We start from the raw sequence: 16,049 nt of genomic DNA on the forward strand, positions 1-16,049 counted from the left end.
GACTGCAAACTGCGACTGCAAACTGCGACTGCAAACTGCGACTGCAAACTGCGACTGCAAACTGCGACTTTTTAGTTAGAAACTCTAACAATAGCGCCTACACGTTCTGCTCGATAGGCTTTTAAGCCGTACTGCCCATTACCTGAAATAGGCTGGCCTGTGATGATATTATATTTATTATTATCATCAGTGCAGGGACATGTAGCCTCTATACCGCTTATGGTCATTCTAGAACACGAATTAGGCGAGTGGTTAGGGTCGCTCAATTCATAGGCAAAATATTGTGAATTGTCTAAATTATAGATCACAAAACCTCTTAAGCCTTGATTAGGAACCACAAGAGAGTTTCCTGGGAAATTCAGATTTCCATATTGTGGTAGATTTGTGTTAAGGTCTATTTGAAAACCTATATCCACTAGAAATGGGTTATTGTTACGACCGTCATCACTAGAACATGCAAAAATCACGAATATTAATGACAGTAGATAAGCTTTTCTAATTTTCATAATAATCAATTGATTGTAAAAGTATAACGAACTAAGCGATATTTATTATATTTGTTTGATAATCCCGCAGCAATGATGGGATTTTGTTTTTTGTAGTAGCCAGCGTGATGTAAGTAGAGAAGCTGGTACTTTTATAGTGCTATTTCTGTCTCGCTTTCGCGAAAGCGAGAGTAAAACAATCAAAAAAAAGAAACCTATGAGTAACGTATCATATTATACTGAAGAAGGATTAAAGAAATTAAAAGAAGAGCTTAAACAACTTAAAGATGTAGAGCGTCCGGCGGCTTCTCAGGCGATTGCAGAGGCTCGCGACAAAGGTGATTTAAGTGAAAATGCAGAGTACGACGCTGCCAAGGAAGCGCAAGGAATGCTAGAAATGCGCATTTCAAAGCTAGAAGCAATTGTTTCTAATGCGCGTATCATTGATGAAAATACACTTGATTTATCTAAAGTATTAATTCATAGTACGGTAAAGATCAAAAATCTTAACAACAAGATGACTATGAATTACAAGCTTGTTGCTCAAAGTGAAGCAGATCTTTCTAAAGGACACATTTCTGTAGAGTCACCTATAGGAAAAGCGCTTTTAGGTAAAGAAGTAGGTGAGGTGGCAGAGGCTGTTGTCCCAGTAGGAACTATAAAGCTTGAGATTCTAGAAATTACAAGATCATAACTTATGAGCGTTTTTACTAAAATTATATCTGGCGAGATTCCATCTTATAAAGTTGCTGAAGACGAAGATTTTATTGCCTTTCTAGATATCAATCCTAATGCTCCTGGCCACACGCTTTGTGTTCCTAAGAAGGAAGTGAACAAGATTTTTGATCTAGATAGTGAGACTTATTCTAATTTGATGGATTTCTCACGTAAAGTAGCACTTGCTTTAAGAGAAGAGGTTTCTTGTTTGCGAATAGGAATGTCAGTAATAGGACTTGAGGTACCTCACGTTCACGTACATTTGATTCCGTTGAGAGATATGGAAGATATGCGCTTTATCAACAAAGTAAGTTTAAGTAAAGAAGAAATGCAAGATATCGCCTCTCGTGTAAAAGCACGATTTGATTCTTAGATTAAAGGTTTATCAAAGGACATAGGAATTCTGCCTTTTGGTAAGTTTAATAATTAGGAATAGTTCAAACCTCTTTTCCTAATAAAAAATTCTTTTATCAATTGAGCACAAGGCTCTTCAAGTATTCCCGAAATAACATTAGTCTTGGGATGTAATTGTGTTCCCATAGTTTGATAGCCGCGTTGAGCGTCATTTGCAGCAAAAACTATAGTTCCTATTTGAGACCAGTATAGAGCGCCTGCGCACATCTGGCAAGGTTCTAAAGTCACGTAAAGAGTACAATCTTTTAAATATTTCCCGCCTATAAAACTGGATGCCGCAGTGATAGCTTGCATCTCAGCATGTGCAGTGACATCAGTTAAAGTTTCTGTGAGATTATGTCCTTTTGCAATAATTCTATTTTGGGCTACGATAACTGCACCTACAGGAATCTCATCACGATCAAAAGCTGCCTGCGCTTCTTGCAGTGCTTTTCTCATGAAATACTCGTGGTCAAATGGTTCTATCATTGGGTAAAAATAAAGCTAAAAATAAAAGGAAAAATAACAGATTAAGCTATTATCACAAGAAGATGTGTTTAGAATTAAATCATGTTCAACTAACTATCCACAAAATAGCCTGTAAGATTTGACATGCCAACTTATTGTGTTGGCATTGTCTAAATCAGTTCTAGGTGTAAGACTTCATATCAATATCCAGTTTTAGCAATTTTAAGCAAGCATGCTAAGCAAACACTTTGCATGTTAGTTCCAACGGTTTTTAAATTACAATCAATAGTAAAACTAAAAATTAGAGGCAAGACTTTTGATAAGGTTAGTTTCTAATTTAAAACACTAACCATGAAAGAATTCTATTCCTTCAAAATTCCAGAGCCTTGTCACGAGGACTGGAGTCAAATGACGCCTTCTGCAAAAGGCCGATTTTGTTCTTCTTGCGAGAAGACTGTCATTGATTTCACAAAAATGAGCTCTTTTGAGATCAGCAATTATCTTAAAGAAAATATACACAACGGAGTTTGTGGGCGTATTTACAAATCCCAACTTGATCGTGTTGTGGTACAAATACCTGCAAAAATGATGTTAGATCCACGACTAGCACATCGTTTCTTTGCAATGGCGCTATTAATTGTTATGGGTACAACTTTATTTAGTTGTGTGAATGATAGTGGCAATAAACAAAAAATTGACGCCGTAGAAGTGATTGAACTAGAAGATGCCGACTCTTTAATGTTAGGAGTGGTTCCACCACCTAAAGCAATCACAGACTCCACGAAAGTCGAATGCGATAAACATTTACAACCTGATTCAAGTGATGAGGTTATTCCTATAGCTGGAGGTTTTGTAGCTGCGCCACCTCCAATAACAGTAACTGTAGGAATGGTTGAGCCACCACCAATGCCGCCTCCAGTAGGAATAATTGTTATTGAAGATGAGTATAACAAAAGTGTTCCATTTGCTATCGTTACAAATCCTCCTGAGTTTCCTAATACTCCTAGTGGTATGAATAATGCAGAACGCAGAAAGTACTTCAGTGACCTTATGCAGCAGCATATTAAAACTCATTTCAATGAAAAGATATTGGATACAACGATTTTAGGTAGGCATAGAATTTCAACTCAATTTAAAATTGATGTAACAGGAAAGGTTACTGATGTAAAAGTAAAATCTGAGTATGAAGTTTTAGAAAAGAAAGCTCGAAGAGTTCTGGAATTACTTCCTTTATTTAAGCCTAGTAAAAATAATAAAGGTGAAAAAGTGGCTGTTACATATGCATTACCTATCATCCTTGAGAATGATTAATAATATGTTGAGTAAACAACAAATTACCAAATCCTTAAATCTTCTAATTAGTTTTTCGGCTTACCTTTGACTTATGTCTGAGACCTTGCTAGAAACCATACATAATCCTGATGATTTGAAACGCTTTCGCGAAAGCGAGCTAGAACAAATCGCTCAAGAATTAAGAGCTTTTATTATAGAAATAGTGGCTGCAAAAGAAGGCCATTTAGGTGCTAGTCTTGGTGTGGTAGAGCTAACGATTGCGTTACATTATGTATTTAATACGCCTTATGATCAATTGGTTTGGGATGTTGGGCATCAAGCTTATGGTCATAAGATACTTACCGGTAGGCGTGATGCTTTTCATACCAACCGTGATTTAGGTGGGATTTCTGGTTTTCCTAAGCGATCAGAAAGTGAGTACGATACTTTTGGAACTGGTCATAGTTCTACTTCTATAAGTGCTGCACTAGGAATGGCGATGGCAAGTGCTTTAAAAAAGGAGGACAGAAAACATATTGCCGTAGTAGGTGATGCAAGTATTGCCAGCGGTATGGCGTTTGAAGCATTGAATCACGCTGGTGTAAGCGGTGCAGATTTATTAGTAATTCTCAACGATAATGCGATAGGAATAGACCCAAGTGTAGGCGCTTTAAAATATTACCTCACTAAAACCAAATCTGGTAAGGAAACCGGCAACGACAATATTTTTGAATCGCTTAATTTTGATTATTCTGGCCCTATTGATGGTCATGATTTACCTCTTTTATTGAGCGAACTTAAAAAACAAAAAGATTTAAAAGGACCAAGACTTTTACACGTAAGAACAGTAAAAGGAAAAGGCCTTAAACAAGCCGAGATCGATCAAGTGCGTTACCACGCCCCAGGAAAATTTGATAAAATTACAGGTGAGATTCCAGCGAGTGATAGTAGCAAGTTACCACCTAAATTTCAAGACATTTTCGGGCATACTATTGTAGAACTAGCTCAAGAAAACGAAAAAATCGTAGGGATTACTCCAGCGATGCCTACCGGTAGTTCTATGAAAATAATGATGGAGGCGTTCCCTTATCGTGCTTTTGACGTAGGGATTGCAGAGCAACATGCGGTAACGCTTGCCGCAGGAATGGCAACTCAAGGATTAGTGCCTTTTTGTAATGTGTATTCTACTTTTTTACAACGGGCTTATGATCAAATTATTCATGATGTGGCATTGCAACAATTGCCTGTAATATTTTGTCTTGATCGTGCTGGTCTAGTAGGTAAAGATGGCGCTACACATCATGGGGTTTTTGATTTGGCTTATTTGAATTGTATTCCAGATATGATCATTGCTGCACCAATGGATGCTATAGAAATGAGGAATATGATGTTTACCGCTTCACAAGGATTAGAATTGCCTATGGCGATTAGGTATCCGCGAGGTCGTGGTAAAATCGTGCAATGGAAACAGCCTTTTAAACAGGTAGAAATAGGTTCTTCTAGATGGTTAAAAAAGGGTAAAAATATAGCAATCGTGAGCATAGGCCCGATAGGGACAATGATTAAGGAATTGCTGGATCAAGAGAATCTTAACTGCACTCATATAGATATGCGTTTTTTAAAACCTATCGATGATAAGGCTTTGGAAGACTTATTTGACACGCATAAGTATATCATTACCATCGAGGATGGAACTGTGGTAGGAGGATTAGGAAGTGCTGTTTGTGATCTCGCTTTCGCGAAAGCGTACCAAGGAAAAATACATAAACTAGGTATTCCTGATGAGTTTATGGAACATGGTCCTACTGCAGATTTGCATAAAATCGCTGGTATAGATTGCTCTAGTACGCTGGAACTAATTAAAAGATTAAAGTAGTTACTTTATAATTATTTTTTCAGTTTTACTCTGACCATTTACAGACAATTGAATTAAGTAAAATCCACTTTTTAAATCGAGTTCTAATCTTGATTCTGATACACCTAAGTCTTCTATGGTATTGAATACTTGTTGACCGCTTAAATTAAAAACCTTAATCTCTGTTTCTGGAAGTTCAAGTGCAGAAGAAATAGTAATGTTTCCATTAGAAATTGTAGGATAGATCTGAATATTTAGATTTTCTGACTCAAATTGAGAGATACTTAAAGTGTCAAAAGTACCAGTAAACATCCCGCGGCCATGAGTAGTAGCAAGAATAGTATTGTCTACCGTTCTTAAGTCAAGGTCTACCACTCTCACGTTAGTCATGCCGTTTCTAAGAGGTTGCCATGTCGGATTTGCACTATTAAAATCACTTGTAGCAAAAACTCCTAATTCTGTACCTATAATTACTTCGCCCGGTAATAATGGATTAGGTAATATGGCTTTAATAGGAATGTCAGGAAGGTTCCTTTCTTTTGCGCTCCAAGTGTTACCACCATCATTGGTATACCAGATATTTTCTACTCCATAGTTGTGCATGGTCACATAGATTTCTTGTTCAGATAAACCAAACTCTACGTCAGAAACACTTCCTAAGAAATTAGAGCCGCTTATGTTAGTGAAGGTAGGGCTACTTGTATTTGCATTGGTCACTACTAAAACGGTAGAAAATTCTGTACCTACTAGCAAAGTAGTACTAGTTAGTGTAAATGGAGACACCTTATACGAGGTAGGTCTATTCCCAGAAATTAAATTGCTAGAAAGGTTATTGCATATAGCAGCAGATGCAAATAATTCGCAAGCTTCGATGGCATTAGTTCCGTTAAAATTTCTAGTGTTAGAGTATAAAAAATTCAAGTTGCGATCTAGCTCAGCTACATTTATAAAATCACCATCTGCATTAGGTGGTCTATCGCTACAATTTACTGTAGACGCACAATATCTAAAATCGTATTGTGGATAACCTACAATTCTATGGTTATTATATTGAGAAGTGATTACAGCATAGCCGTCTATCGCATCTATTTCTGTATGGCCGCCATCACCACCTAGAACAGCTGTAAATGCATTTTCTCCTACTGCTGCGTTATTAAGAGCTTGTGTTCCGTTATCTTGAGTTCCACCGCTGAGGTTATCACCTCTACCAAAGTTAGAAGCAATACTGCCGTAATAAAACTGAGTAACATTATAGCCATTAATTCTTGTGCTTATCGCGTTTGATGAGATGTTTGCGTTACTTAATGAATTTGCCCAAGAAACACCACCATCACTACCTATCACTGCCTGATTAGTATTAGTAGGGTGAAAAGTTAGAGCATGAATATCTGCATGAATAAAAGGTGCATTAATGTTTTGAAGTCCATTAACATCAGTCCATTTAGAAATTTGACTCCAAGAGTTACCAGCATTTGTTGATCTAAAAGTGTCTATTCCACCAGCATAGATTATTTGATCATTTGTAGGATCTACTTCTATCACTAAATCGTAAAAAGCTTGACCACGAGTAAAATCATTTGCAGGAATAGAGGTGTCAGCATCATCTGGTTCATTAATGGCAGTTGTGGAAAGCAACGCATCATTACTTACAAATAAATCTCCTTGATTAAGGACTTGTGCTGCGATATAAAATAAATTAGGATTTGTTGCAGAACATGCTAACTCTATACGATCTGCTCCTGAGATCGTGCTTTGTAGTGTCCAGTTCAAACCATCTGTAGATCGATACAGGCGTCCGCCTCCAAAACCAGTTCCAGGAACCGCGATTGATCCCATGTATAAAATATTATCTGCACTTATTTCAAAATCATTTGGGGCGATATAAAAAGTCTGACCGCCAAAGTTGTATTGCATTGAAGTATTTTCAATTCTATTCCAGCTGGCGCCGCTATCTATACTGCGATACAGACCAGCATTTTGTGCTCCGAGAATATTATTAGGATTAGAAATATTAAAATTAGGAGTCGCATAATTTGTGGAGCCTATACCTACATAAACTTCACTATTCCCATTACTGTTGCGTACAATGATATCGTTTATGAAAAAGATTCCGGCAGTAAATAAATCAGAAGTTGTATTTAAGGTTCCAGGTCCAGCAGGTGTAATAGGTACTGCTGTCCAGGTAGAACCACCATCTGTTGTTTTGTACAACCCATTTCCTACGGCAGCTCCTGCGGCATATTGCTCACCTGTTCCTATATAAATAGTCATCGAGTCATTAGGGTCTATAGCATAAGCACTTACATTAAGGTTAGAAGCTAATCCTGGAATGATATTCCATGAAGAATTTACATCGGTGATATCATTATTTACCCATAATCCACCGCTTACTCCACCAGCAAATATTCTATTGTAATCTATTCCATCACCATTATTTGCGCCTACATCATTAGGGTCGTAAAAGACGACTCTTGTTCTACCACCTACATTTGATGGACCTCTTTCTTCCCAAGGTCTAGTAGTGGAGCCAGGTGCGCTTTTTAAGGTATTTGTATCAATTAATGCTACCTCATAAGGCGTAGGAAATCCTAATCGTGGATTCATAGTTAATTCCCACATACGCTCATTATAGGAATTAGGAGGTAAAGAAAGCTCTTTACGTTCTTTGCGTGATAAGTTTTTAGTTTCTTTAAAAGGACTATTTTCTACAAAAGCTTGATGCATTTCTCGAGCTTCTTTTGTCGATAATTCTTTTTCTCTGGAAATCTCGTTACAACCTGCTATTGCAGCTGTAATAAGAGCCAGACCAGCATAAACAAACCTTTTTTTCATAACATCATTTTTCTTCTCTAAAGATATTGATTTTATTAAACGATTCTAAGTATTTAAATCTTACCGTTAATCACTTGAAACAATGCGATGGACTTGCTGTCTGTCAAAGAAGCTACATAACCACAAACGTCTAGAATACGCTCATAAGTATTTGTTCCATTTAATTTCAATTCTTTACAGGATCTTAATATCAACTGATCGTAAGAAGTAGCGCAATCATTAAGTTCATTAATACTTGCGGTTACTGCAGCGGCTAGGATATCTTGCAAGATTTTATAACCAGCGATCTCTTTTTGAATCACTTCTTCATTTTGATATACCTTATTAACGGTAAGTTTTAAGATATCATCTATTTGAGCTTTATATTTAGACTTGTCTGTTAGCGCATGTTTGAAATTTCCAGCTAGTATCTCAGCTTCATGTTTCATAAATAGCTCCACACAGTCTGTGATGAGGTTGTTAATAGCTAATGATCTTAGATAAGAAAGTCGTTCTTGAGTGGTAGAAAGTTGGGTGTAAACTTCTGTCCTTATGGTATCTCTTACTAGATTAATTAATTGTTCTAACGCATGATCTTCACTTATCCAGCCTAAATTGATACCGTCTTCAAAGTCAATGATGGTATAACAAATATCATCTGCAGCTTCTACAAGATAAGTAAGTGGATGACGGTAATGGGATTCTGGCGCATCGGTTTCATTTTCTAATCCTAATTCCTTTACGACGTCACTGAAGTGATCAAGGTCAGCTTGAAAAATTCCGTATTTCTTCTGTGAAATATGTTTGGATGGTCTATACGGTAGCGACTCTTTAGGATATTTTATAAATGCGCCTAGAGTAGCATAAGACAGTCTTAATCCGCCAGATGTTCCAGGAGTATCGAGATTTAATAATCGATATCCATTTGCATTTCCTTCGTAAGAAAGTAGGTCCTGTTGTTGCTTTCGCGAAAGCGTACTTATCATCTCAGCTCCTCGATCAGTTTTAAAAAAACTACCTATAGCTTTTTCCCCACTATGACCGAAAGGTGGATTACCTATGTCGTGTGCTAATGCTGCCGCAGCAACTATAGCTCCAAAATCTTGCTGTTTGTAACCAGAGTCCACAAGCTCTGGATGCTTTTCTAATATCAGTTTACCGGCCATTCTTCCTAAAGAACGCCCTACAACGCTCACTTCAAGACTATGTGTGAGTCTTGTGTGTACAAATCCAGTCTGACTTAAAGGAATTACTTGAGTTTTATCTTGTAGTGATCTAAAATGTTGTGAAAAAATAACGCGATCATAATCTACTTCAAAGCCTAAACGCAACTCATCTTGCAACGCACGAGGTCTAGGCTTTGTGTCTCCATATCTTTTAAGTGAAAGTAGTTGCTGCCAGTTCATTAAATATCAATTTTTGGTGCAAGATAAGAAGTAAAGTAAGGTTAAGACTAATGCTTTTTACTTTACTGTTTCTTAACAAAAGCTCTTTATTAGTTAATACTTGCATAACCTATGCAGGAGCGATTAGGTTGTTCTTTTGCAAAATATAATTTACATATAATGAAAAAGTTCTTTTTTATTTTATTTTCTATCGTTTCCAGCTTTGCCATTGCTCAAAATGGTATTGTATCTGGTTTAATTGTAGACAAAGATTTTGATGATGAACCAGTTGCATTTGCCTCTGTCCAATTGAAGGGAACGACTCTTGGAGCGCAGTCTGATATGGATGGTAAGTTTTCAATAGTTGCACCAGTAGGTACTTACACATTAGTGGTGACTTTTGTAGGTATGCAAAAAGTAGAAGTTCCTAACGTTGAGGTTAAGCAAGGATTTACAACTACTATAAATGTTTCCATGACTGCCGAAGCTGCTGCCTTGACTGCAGTGGAAATTGTAGTAACTAAAAGTCGTGAGAGTGAAGAAGCTTTATTGCAAGAAAAAAAGAATGCAGTAACAATCAAGCAATCTATAGGTGCACAAGAACTTTCTAAAAAAGGAGTGAGTGATGCAGAAGGTGCTGTTACTAAAGTAAGTGGTGTTTCAAAACAAGCTGGTGTTAAAAATGTCTTTGTACGTGGATTAGGTGATCGCTACAACTCTACATCTTTAAACGGCTTACCATTACCGTCTGATGATCCTGAATATAAAAATATCTCTCTAGATTTTTTTAGTAGCGATTTGATTGAGAGTGTGGATATCAATAAGGTGTTTGTTTCAGAAATAACTGGTGATAATGCTGGAGCAAATATCAATATAGACTTAAAAGGATTATCTGGAAGAGAAGAGTTAGGTGTAGGTATTTCTACAGGCGCTAACTTACAAACGCTTAATTCTGAATTTAAAGGTATAGCAGGTGAAGGTTTTTTTGGTTTCAGTGATTCAGAGTTGCCTGTAAGTAACTTAAATGTTTACAGTTTTGATAATCAACTAGCACCTAGTTCAGAAAATAATCTTGTCAATCTAGGTCTTTCCATTAATGGAGGTAAGCGCATTGATATAGGAGATAATTATTTAAATGTTTACGGTCTTCTGACATTTGATAATGGATACCGTTTTATTGAGGGGAACGTAAAAAACACTAACAGTGCAGGAAATATATTTTTAGACCAGGACTTTGAAAAGTATAATTATGAAACTTCTCAAATAGGTCAGTTCAATTTAGATTACCGTTTTGGCAAAAATAATATTGAGTTGTTGACTATGTATATTCATAAGAATACACAAAGTTTTCAAGAGTACGATGGTATTGATAATCCTGAGCAGGAAGGAGATCAAGTATTTGTAAGAAGACAACAAACTAATGACAACAACCTTTTTGTAACTCAGTTATTGACGCATTTTGAGATCAATGAGAAGATAGATCTTGACGTTAAAGGGTCCTTTAATGCTTTGAGAGGTAGTGAACCAGACCGTAGAAATTTTGAATACTTATTTAGAGATGGATTTTACTCTCCTAACATAGATTCTGGTGGTAATAACCAAAGATTCTTTAGTAAAGTTCAAGAGAATGACTACAATGCAAATGCGACATTAAAGTACAACTTGAATACAGATGAAGAAGATGAAAGACCTAATTACTTTACAGTAGGTGGCGACTTAAGGTGGACGCACCACGTTTTTCAAGCGACCGTATTTAACCACACATTTGATACTCGTATAGCGGTAGATATTAATAATGTAGATGAATTATACAATCAGCCATCATTAACGGCTGGAAACTTCAGACTAGAAACAGGTAGAGGTGCTGCCATAAATCCGCAAGCGTTCAATCCATTTTATTATATAGGTGATAAAGTAATATTTGCTGGACAAGGTAATTATGTAAAAGGATTTAATGACAAATTGTTACTTAACGTAGGAGTACGTTTTGAAAACGTAAGTCAAGATGTAGAGTATGATACTAACATTGCAAATAGTGCTACAAATGGTCCTTCAGAGATTAATGAAAGTCTGTTTTTACCTAGTCTAGGATTAAAGTACTCTTTAAATGATGATAATATCGTAAGAGTAGGAGCGAGTAAGACGTATATCATGCCTAGGTTTAAAGAAATAGCTCCATTTAGATATGCAAATCCTGGAGGAACAGCAACCCAAGGTAATCCTAATTTACAAATTTCAAATGTGATTAACTTAGATGTAGCTTACGAGTATTATCCAAGTAAAGGAGAGATCATTTCTTTATCTGGTTTTTATAAAAACATTCAAGACCCAATTGCACGAACTGAAATTCCTAGTGGAGGAAATACGCTCACGTACCTTAATGTAGGAGATCAAGCAACAGTTTTAGGAGCAGAGTTTGAGTTGAGAAAGGATTTATTCAGTTCAGAATTACCTGAAGCAGGTTTTGATATGAATCGTGAAACAGTATTTGGTTTAGGTTTTAACGCCTCTTACATCTATAGTAAGCAAGAACTTAATGATCCTCTCGCACAGTTTACAGAAGAAAGTACACAACTTCAAGGAGCTGCGCCACTTTTAGTAAATTTTGATTTGAACTTAAATACGTTTATAAACAAGAGTAATATCAATACGGCAGTCGTTTTTAACTACTTCACTGAGCGTGTATTCTCTGTAGGAACTAGAGGATTTGAAAATATTAAAGAAATAGGAGTTCCTACTCTAGACCTAGTAAGTTCTGTAGGAATAGGAGAAAATGGTAAACTATCACTTAAAGCTAGAAACTTATTGAATCCTGAATACAGATTAGAACGAGAAGGAGATTCTGGTAACATTGAGTTAAGTAATTATAAACGTGGACTTGATGTAAGCTTAGGATACAGTTACAAGTTTTAAAGGTTTCGTAATGATTACATAACCTTAATCGTAAAATTACGATGTTAATTTGCAGTGTCAACATAAAACTAAAAAAGACTTTCTAAAATGAAAAAATCAATCTTAACTTTTATTGCAGCAGTAGCAATTGCAATCACATCTTGTGAAACAGATGATATCACTATAGTAGGTGGTGGAACTGACGATTCTTTAAATCTAGCTGGTAACATCACAGCAAATAGAACTCTTACAGCAGGTAATGCTTATGTTCTTAATGGTCCTATGTTTATTAAAGATGGTGTTACATTAACCATTGAAGCTGGAACCACTATCACAGCACAAGCCGGAGGAACTGATGTGTACCTTCTTGTAGAGCGCGGTGGACGCATTATTGCAGATGGTACTGCTACAGCGCCTATACGTTTCACAAGTTCTTCTCGAGTACCAGCTGCTTGGGGTGGAGTGATCATTAACGGTAATGCTTTTATTTCTGGACAAAATCCACAAGGTCAAAATGAGGCAGGAACCGAAGTTAATGCTGGGATTTTATTTGGAGGTAACAACGATACTGAAGATTCAGGAATCTTAGATCACGTAATTATTGAATATACAGGAGCACGTATCGATGGTAGTGCAGAGCATAATGGGCTTACCTTAAACGGTGTAGGTTCTGGAACTACACTTTCTAACATCTGGATTGCAAATGGCGACGATGATGCGATTGAATTCTTCGGTGGATCAGTAAACGCAACAAACATCTTTGTTTTAAATGCAAAAGATGATATGTTTGATTTCACTCAAGGTTACAGAGGTACTTGTACAAATTTATATGGTGTACGTGAACCAGGTTATACAGCTGTAACTTCTGACCCAAGAGGTATTGAAGCAGACGGTAACTTAGATGGAAACTCTCCTTCAGATAACACTCAGTCAGATTTTACTGTTAATGATTTAACTATCGTTAATTCTGGAAATAACGTTGAATTCTCTGATCTTATCAAAGTGCGTCGTGGTGCAACAGCTACAATTAACAATGCTCTAGCAGGAACTTTTGGAACTGCAACAGCATTAGACTTCATTGATCTTGAAGATTCAAGAGGTAATGCTACTGCAGCTACAGTTGTAAACGCTACGGCAAACGGTACTGCAGATGGTGCTGACGTTAAAAATGGACCTAATGCTACTGTTAGTGTTACTACAGCAAACACTGGTGCAGATGCTTCTGCATTCAATTGGACTGGTTATAGTTTCTAGTATTTATAAACTCAATATTCTAAAAAGACCACTCGCACGAGTGGTCTTTTTTTGTTTAAAAGGGTTGTAATTATTCCGCTTTCGCGAAAGCGGTAACCTCATTCATAACAGTAGCGTAACATTTAATCTATCGATATAGCCGATTTTTGCAGACTGAATAAAAACTAAGTAAATGTCTGATATTTATATATACATGCTTATTATTCTTGCTGGTCTAGCCATTACGGACTTAGTAGTAGGAGTGAGCAATGATGCAGTGAATTTCTTAAATAGTGCTATAGGTTCTAAAGCGATAAGTTTTAAGACTATTATGATTATTGCGAGTATAGGTATTGCCTTTGGAGCAATATCTTCCAGCGGTATGATGGAAGTCGCGCGTAAAGGGATTTTCAATCCTGGGGAATTTTTCTTTGATGAGGTCATGATCATCTTTATGGCGGTAATGATTACTGATATTTTACTACTAGATTTCTTTAATAGCTTAGGTTTACCTACTTCTACAACGGTTTCTATAGTCTTTGAGTTGTTAGGTGCAGCGGTATGTATGTCTGTTATCAAGATCAATCAAAATGACGGTGACACCATTTTAAATTTAGGTAAATACATCGCAACAGACACTGCGATTGATATCATACTAGGTATTTTACTCTCAGTCGTCGTGGCATTTATTATAGGTGGACTAGTGCAGTTCTTCTCGAGGTTGTTATTAACGTTTGACTTTAGAAATAGGCCTAATTATCTCGCTGCCTTATTCGGCGGTTTTTCTTTAACTAGTTTGTTCTACTTTATCATTTTTAAAGGTCTTAAAGGAGCTGATCTAGGTTTTGTGACAGAGTTTCTTACTTCAACTGATGTCTATACATTTATAGGTGTTTCTTTTATCTTCTGGAGTATCATCAGTTTTATATATGTTTTTGCTTTAAAGCTAGATATTTATAAGCTCATTATTATTTTAGGAACTTTCGGTCTAGCAATGGCTTTTGCAGGAAATGATCTAGTGAATTTTATAGGAGTTCCTATAGGTGCTTATCAAGCATGGGAATTTGCAGAAGGTACAGGTCTTAAAGCTAGTGAGATTAACATGTCATTTTTAGGAGAGAAATTACCTTCTAATAAATGGTTGCTCGTTGCTGCAGGATTGATCATGGTGGCAACCTTATGGTTTTCTTCTAAAGCACAAGCTGTTGTAAAAACCTCTGTAGATCTTGCAAGACAAGACTCAGGAACAGAGCGTTTTCAATCTAATTTTCTTTCTAGATTATTAGTACGTTATTCTTTACTAGCTGCAGAAGGAATAGAGCGTATTGTACCGGAAAGAACGGCAAATTACATAAGCTCTAGATTTGAAAAAGCACCAGCTCCAGCAATAGTACCTAAGCATGCAGATAAGCCTGCATTTGATTACGTAAGAGCATCAGTAAATCTTATGGTTGCCAGTATATTAATTTCTGTAGCTACTTCTTACAAGCTGCCACTTTCTACGACTTACGTTACTTTCATGGTAGCAATGGGAACCTCGTTAGCAGATAAGGCTTGGGGAACAGAAAGTGCCGTTTATAGAATTGCAGGTGTATTAAATGTAATAGGCGGATGGTTCTTCACGGCTTTCAGTGCTTTTACTGCGGCAGCCTTATTTGCTTACATCATTTACATAGGTGGTATGTATGCTGTTGTAGGTCTAGTAGTACTAGCTGTGCTATTATTGATACGTAGTTTTATAGGCCATAAAAAATCTCAGAAAAAACAAGAAGAGACAGAAGAACTTAAAAAAGCAGAAAGTAAAACCATACAAGGAATCATTAATGAAAGCTCTGATAATGTGGCGACTGTTTTTAAACGTTCTAAGCGCATCTATAAAAACACTTTAGACGGTTTAATTGCGCAAGATCTTACCATATTAAAAACGTCAAAACGAGAAAGTAAAAAGTTATCTAGTGAGATAGATGTTCTAAGGGACAACATTTACTTCTTCATTAAAAATTTAGACGAGAAAAACCTAGGAGCTAGTAAGTTTTATATCGAGGTGCTAGGAAATCTTCAGGACATATCTCAATCGCTAGATTATATTTCAAAGTCGAGCAATAAACACATCAGCAATAACCATAAGAGTTTGAAGTTTACTCAAATCAAGGATTTGAAGGAGATCATCTTACGTATTCATGAGATATTTGATGATGCGCAGGAAATTTTTACTACCAAAGATTTTTCTAGTTTAGAGACTATAATTTTAGAAAAAAGAGAATTGATAACTCTAGTGAACGAGAAGATTGATAAGCAAGTGAAACGTACTAAAGACGATGAAGAATCGCCTAAAAATACAACTCTTTACTTCAGTCTATTATTAGAAACTAGAGATTTAATGAATCAAACTATTCAGATAGTGGAGCAGTATTATCGTGAGTTTGATGCTTCTGATAGAAATTTGATGTAATAAAAAGTTGGTGTTGATCTTGCTTTCGCGAAAGCGGAACTTGCATTCAAAATGCTGAAAATAGTTTTATTATTGAGTTCACCTAC

The 16,049-nt window shown here is 36.4% G+C and carries 11 protein-coding genes; 7 read left to right on the plus strand and 4 right to left on the minus strand.

The annotated features are described in order from the left end of the window. Window positions 1-71: 71 nt before the first annotated feature. Window positions 72-506 (minus strand): hypothetical protein, encoded by a 435-nt coding sequence (locus tag A9Q93_RS04720; RefSeq protein ID WP_303686229.1) that lies wholly within the window; start codon window positions 504-506, stop codon window positions 72-74. 196 nt (window positions 507-702) lie between these two features. Between A9Q93_RS04720 and greA the strand changes: the two genes are divergently transcribed. Together greA and A9Q93_RS04730 are read left to right on the plus strand one after the other, a co-directional pair. Further along, the gene (gene greA, locus A9Q93_RS04725) at window positions 703-1,179 is read left to right on the plus strand and encodes a transcription elongation factor GreA (RefSeq protein WP_303686230.1); all 477 of its coding nucleotides are present in this window, start codon (window positions 703-705) and stop codon (window positions 1,177-1,179) included. A 3-nt stretch (window positions 1,180-1,182) separates the two neighbouring features. Continuing rightward, window positions 1,183-1,575 (plus strand): HIT family protein, encoded by a 393-nt coding sequence (locus tag A9Q93_RS04730; protein ID WP_303686231.1) that lies wholly within the window; start codon window positions 1,183-1,185, stop codon window positions 1,573-1,575. Between the two features lie 53 nt (window positions 1,576-1,628). Here the strand turns inward: A9Q93_RS04730 and A9Q93_RS04735 are convergent, their stop codons facing one another. Next, a complete protein-coding gene (locus tag A9Q93_RS04735) occupies window positions 1,629-2,084 on the minus strand; it encodes a nucleoside deaminase (RefSeq protein WP_303686232.1) in 456 nt (151 codons plus the stop codon). A 330-nt stretch (window positions 2,085-2,414) separates the two neighbouring features. Between A9Q93_RS04735 and A9Q93_RS04740 the strand changes: the two genes are divergently transcribed. Beyond that, a complete protein-coding gene (locus tag A9Q93_RS04740; RefSeq protein WP_303686233.1) occupies window positions 2,415-3,374 on the plus strand; it encodes an energy transducer TonB in 960 nt (319 codons plus the stop codon). 73 nt (window positions 3,375-3,447) lie between these two features. Continuing rightward, window positions 3,448-5,211 carry a 1-deoxy-D-xylulose-5-phosphate synthase gene (locus A9Q93_RS04745; RefSeq protein WP_303686234.1) on the plus strand — a complete coding sequence of 588 codons (1,764 nt, stop codon included), beginning with the start codon at window positions 3,448-3,450 and terminating at the stop codon, window positions 5,209-5,211. On the opposite strand, the gene A9Q93_RS04750 is transcribed toward A9Q93_RS04745, so the two are convergent. Together A9Q93_RS04750 and dgt are read right to left on the minus strand one after the other, a co-directional pair. After that, window positions 5,212-8,022: a T9SS type A sorting domain-containing protein gene (locus A9Q93_RS04750; RefSeq protein WP_303686235.1), complete on the minus strand. Its 2,811-nt coding sequence runs from the start codon at window positions 8,020-8,022 to the stop codon at window positions 5,212-5,214. Between the two features lie 53 nt (window positions 8,023-8,075). Further along, window positions 8,076-9,407 (minus strand): dGTP triphosphohydrolase, encoded by a 1,332-nt coding sequence (dgt, locus tag A9Q93_RS04755; RefSeq protein WP_303686236.1) that lies wholly within the window; start codon window positions 9,405-9,407, stop codon window positions 8,076-8,078. Window positions 9,408-9,566: 159 nt separating this feature from the next. On the opposite strand from dgt, the gene A9Q93_RS04760 reads away from it, so the two are divergent. From A9Q93_RS04760 to A9Q93_RS04770, 3 genes are all read left to right on the plus strand, one after another. Next, window positions 9,567-12,299 (plus strand): TonB-dependent receptor, encoded by a 2,733-nt coding sequence (locus A9Q93_RS04760; protein ID WP_303686237.1) that lies wholly within the window; start codon window positions 9,567-9,569, stop codon window positions 12,297-12,299. Window positions 12,300-12,386: 87 nt separating this feature from the next. Next, entirely contained in the window at window positions 12,387-13,532 is a 1,146-nt protein-coding gene (locus A9Q93_RS04765) for a hypothetical protein (RefSeq protein WP_303686238.1), read from the plus strand. Window positions 13,533-13,704: 172 nt separating this feature from the next. Further along, window positions 13,705-15,963 (plus strand): inorganic phosphate transporter, encoded by a 2,259-nt coding sequence (locus tag A9Q93_RS04770; protein ID WP_303686239.1) that lies wholly within the window; start codon window positions 13,705-13,707, stop codon window positions 15,961-15,963. Window positions 15,964-16,049 lie beyond the last annotated feature (86 nt).

This window comes from Nonlabens dokdonensis, assembly GCF_002162835.1.
Classification (GTDB): Bacteria; Bacteroidota; Bacteroidia; order Flavobacteriales; family Flavobacteriaceae; genus Nonlabens; species Nonlabens dokdonensis_B.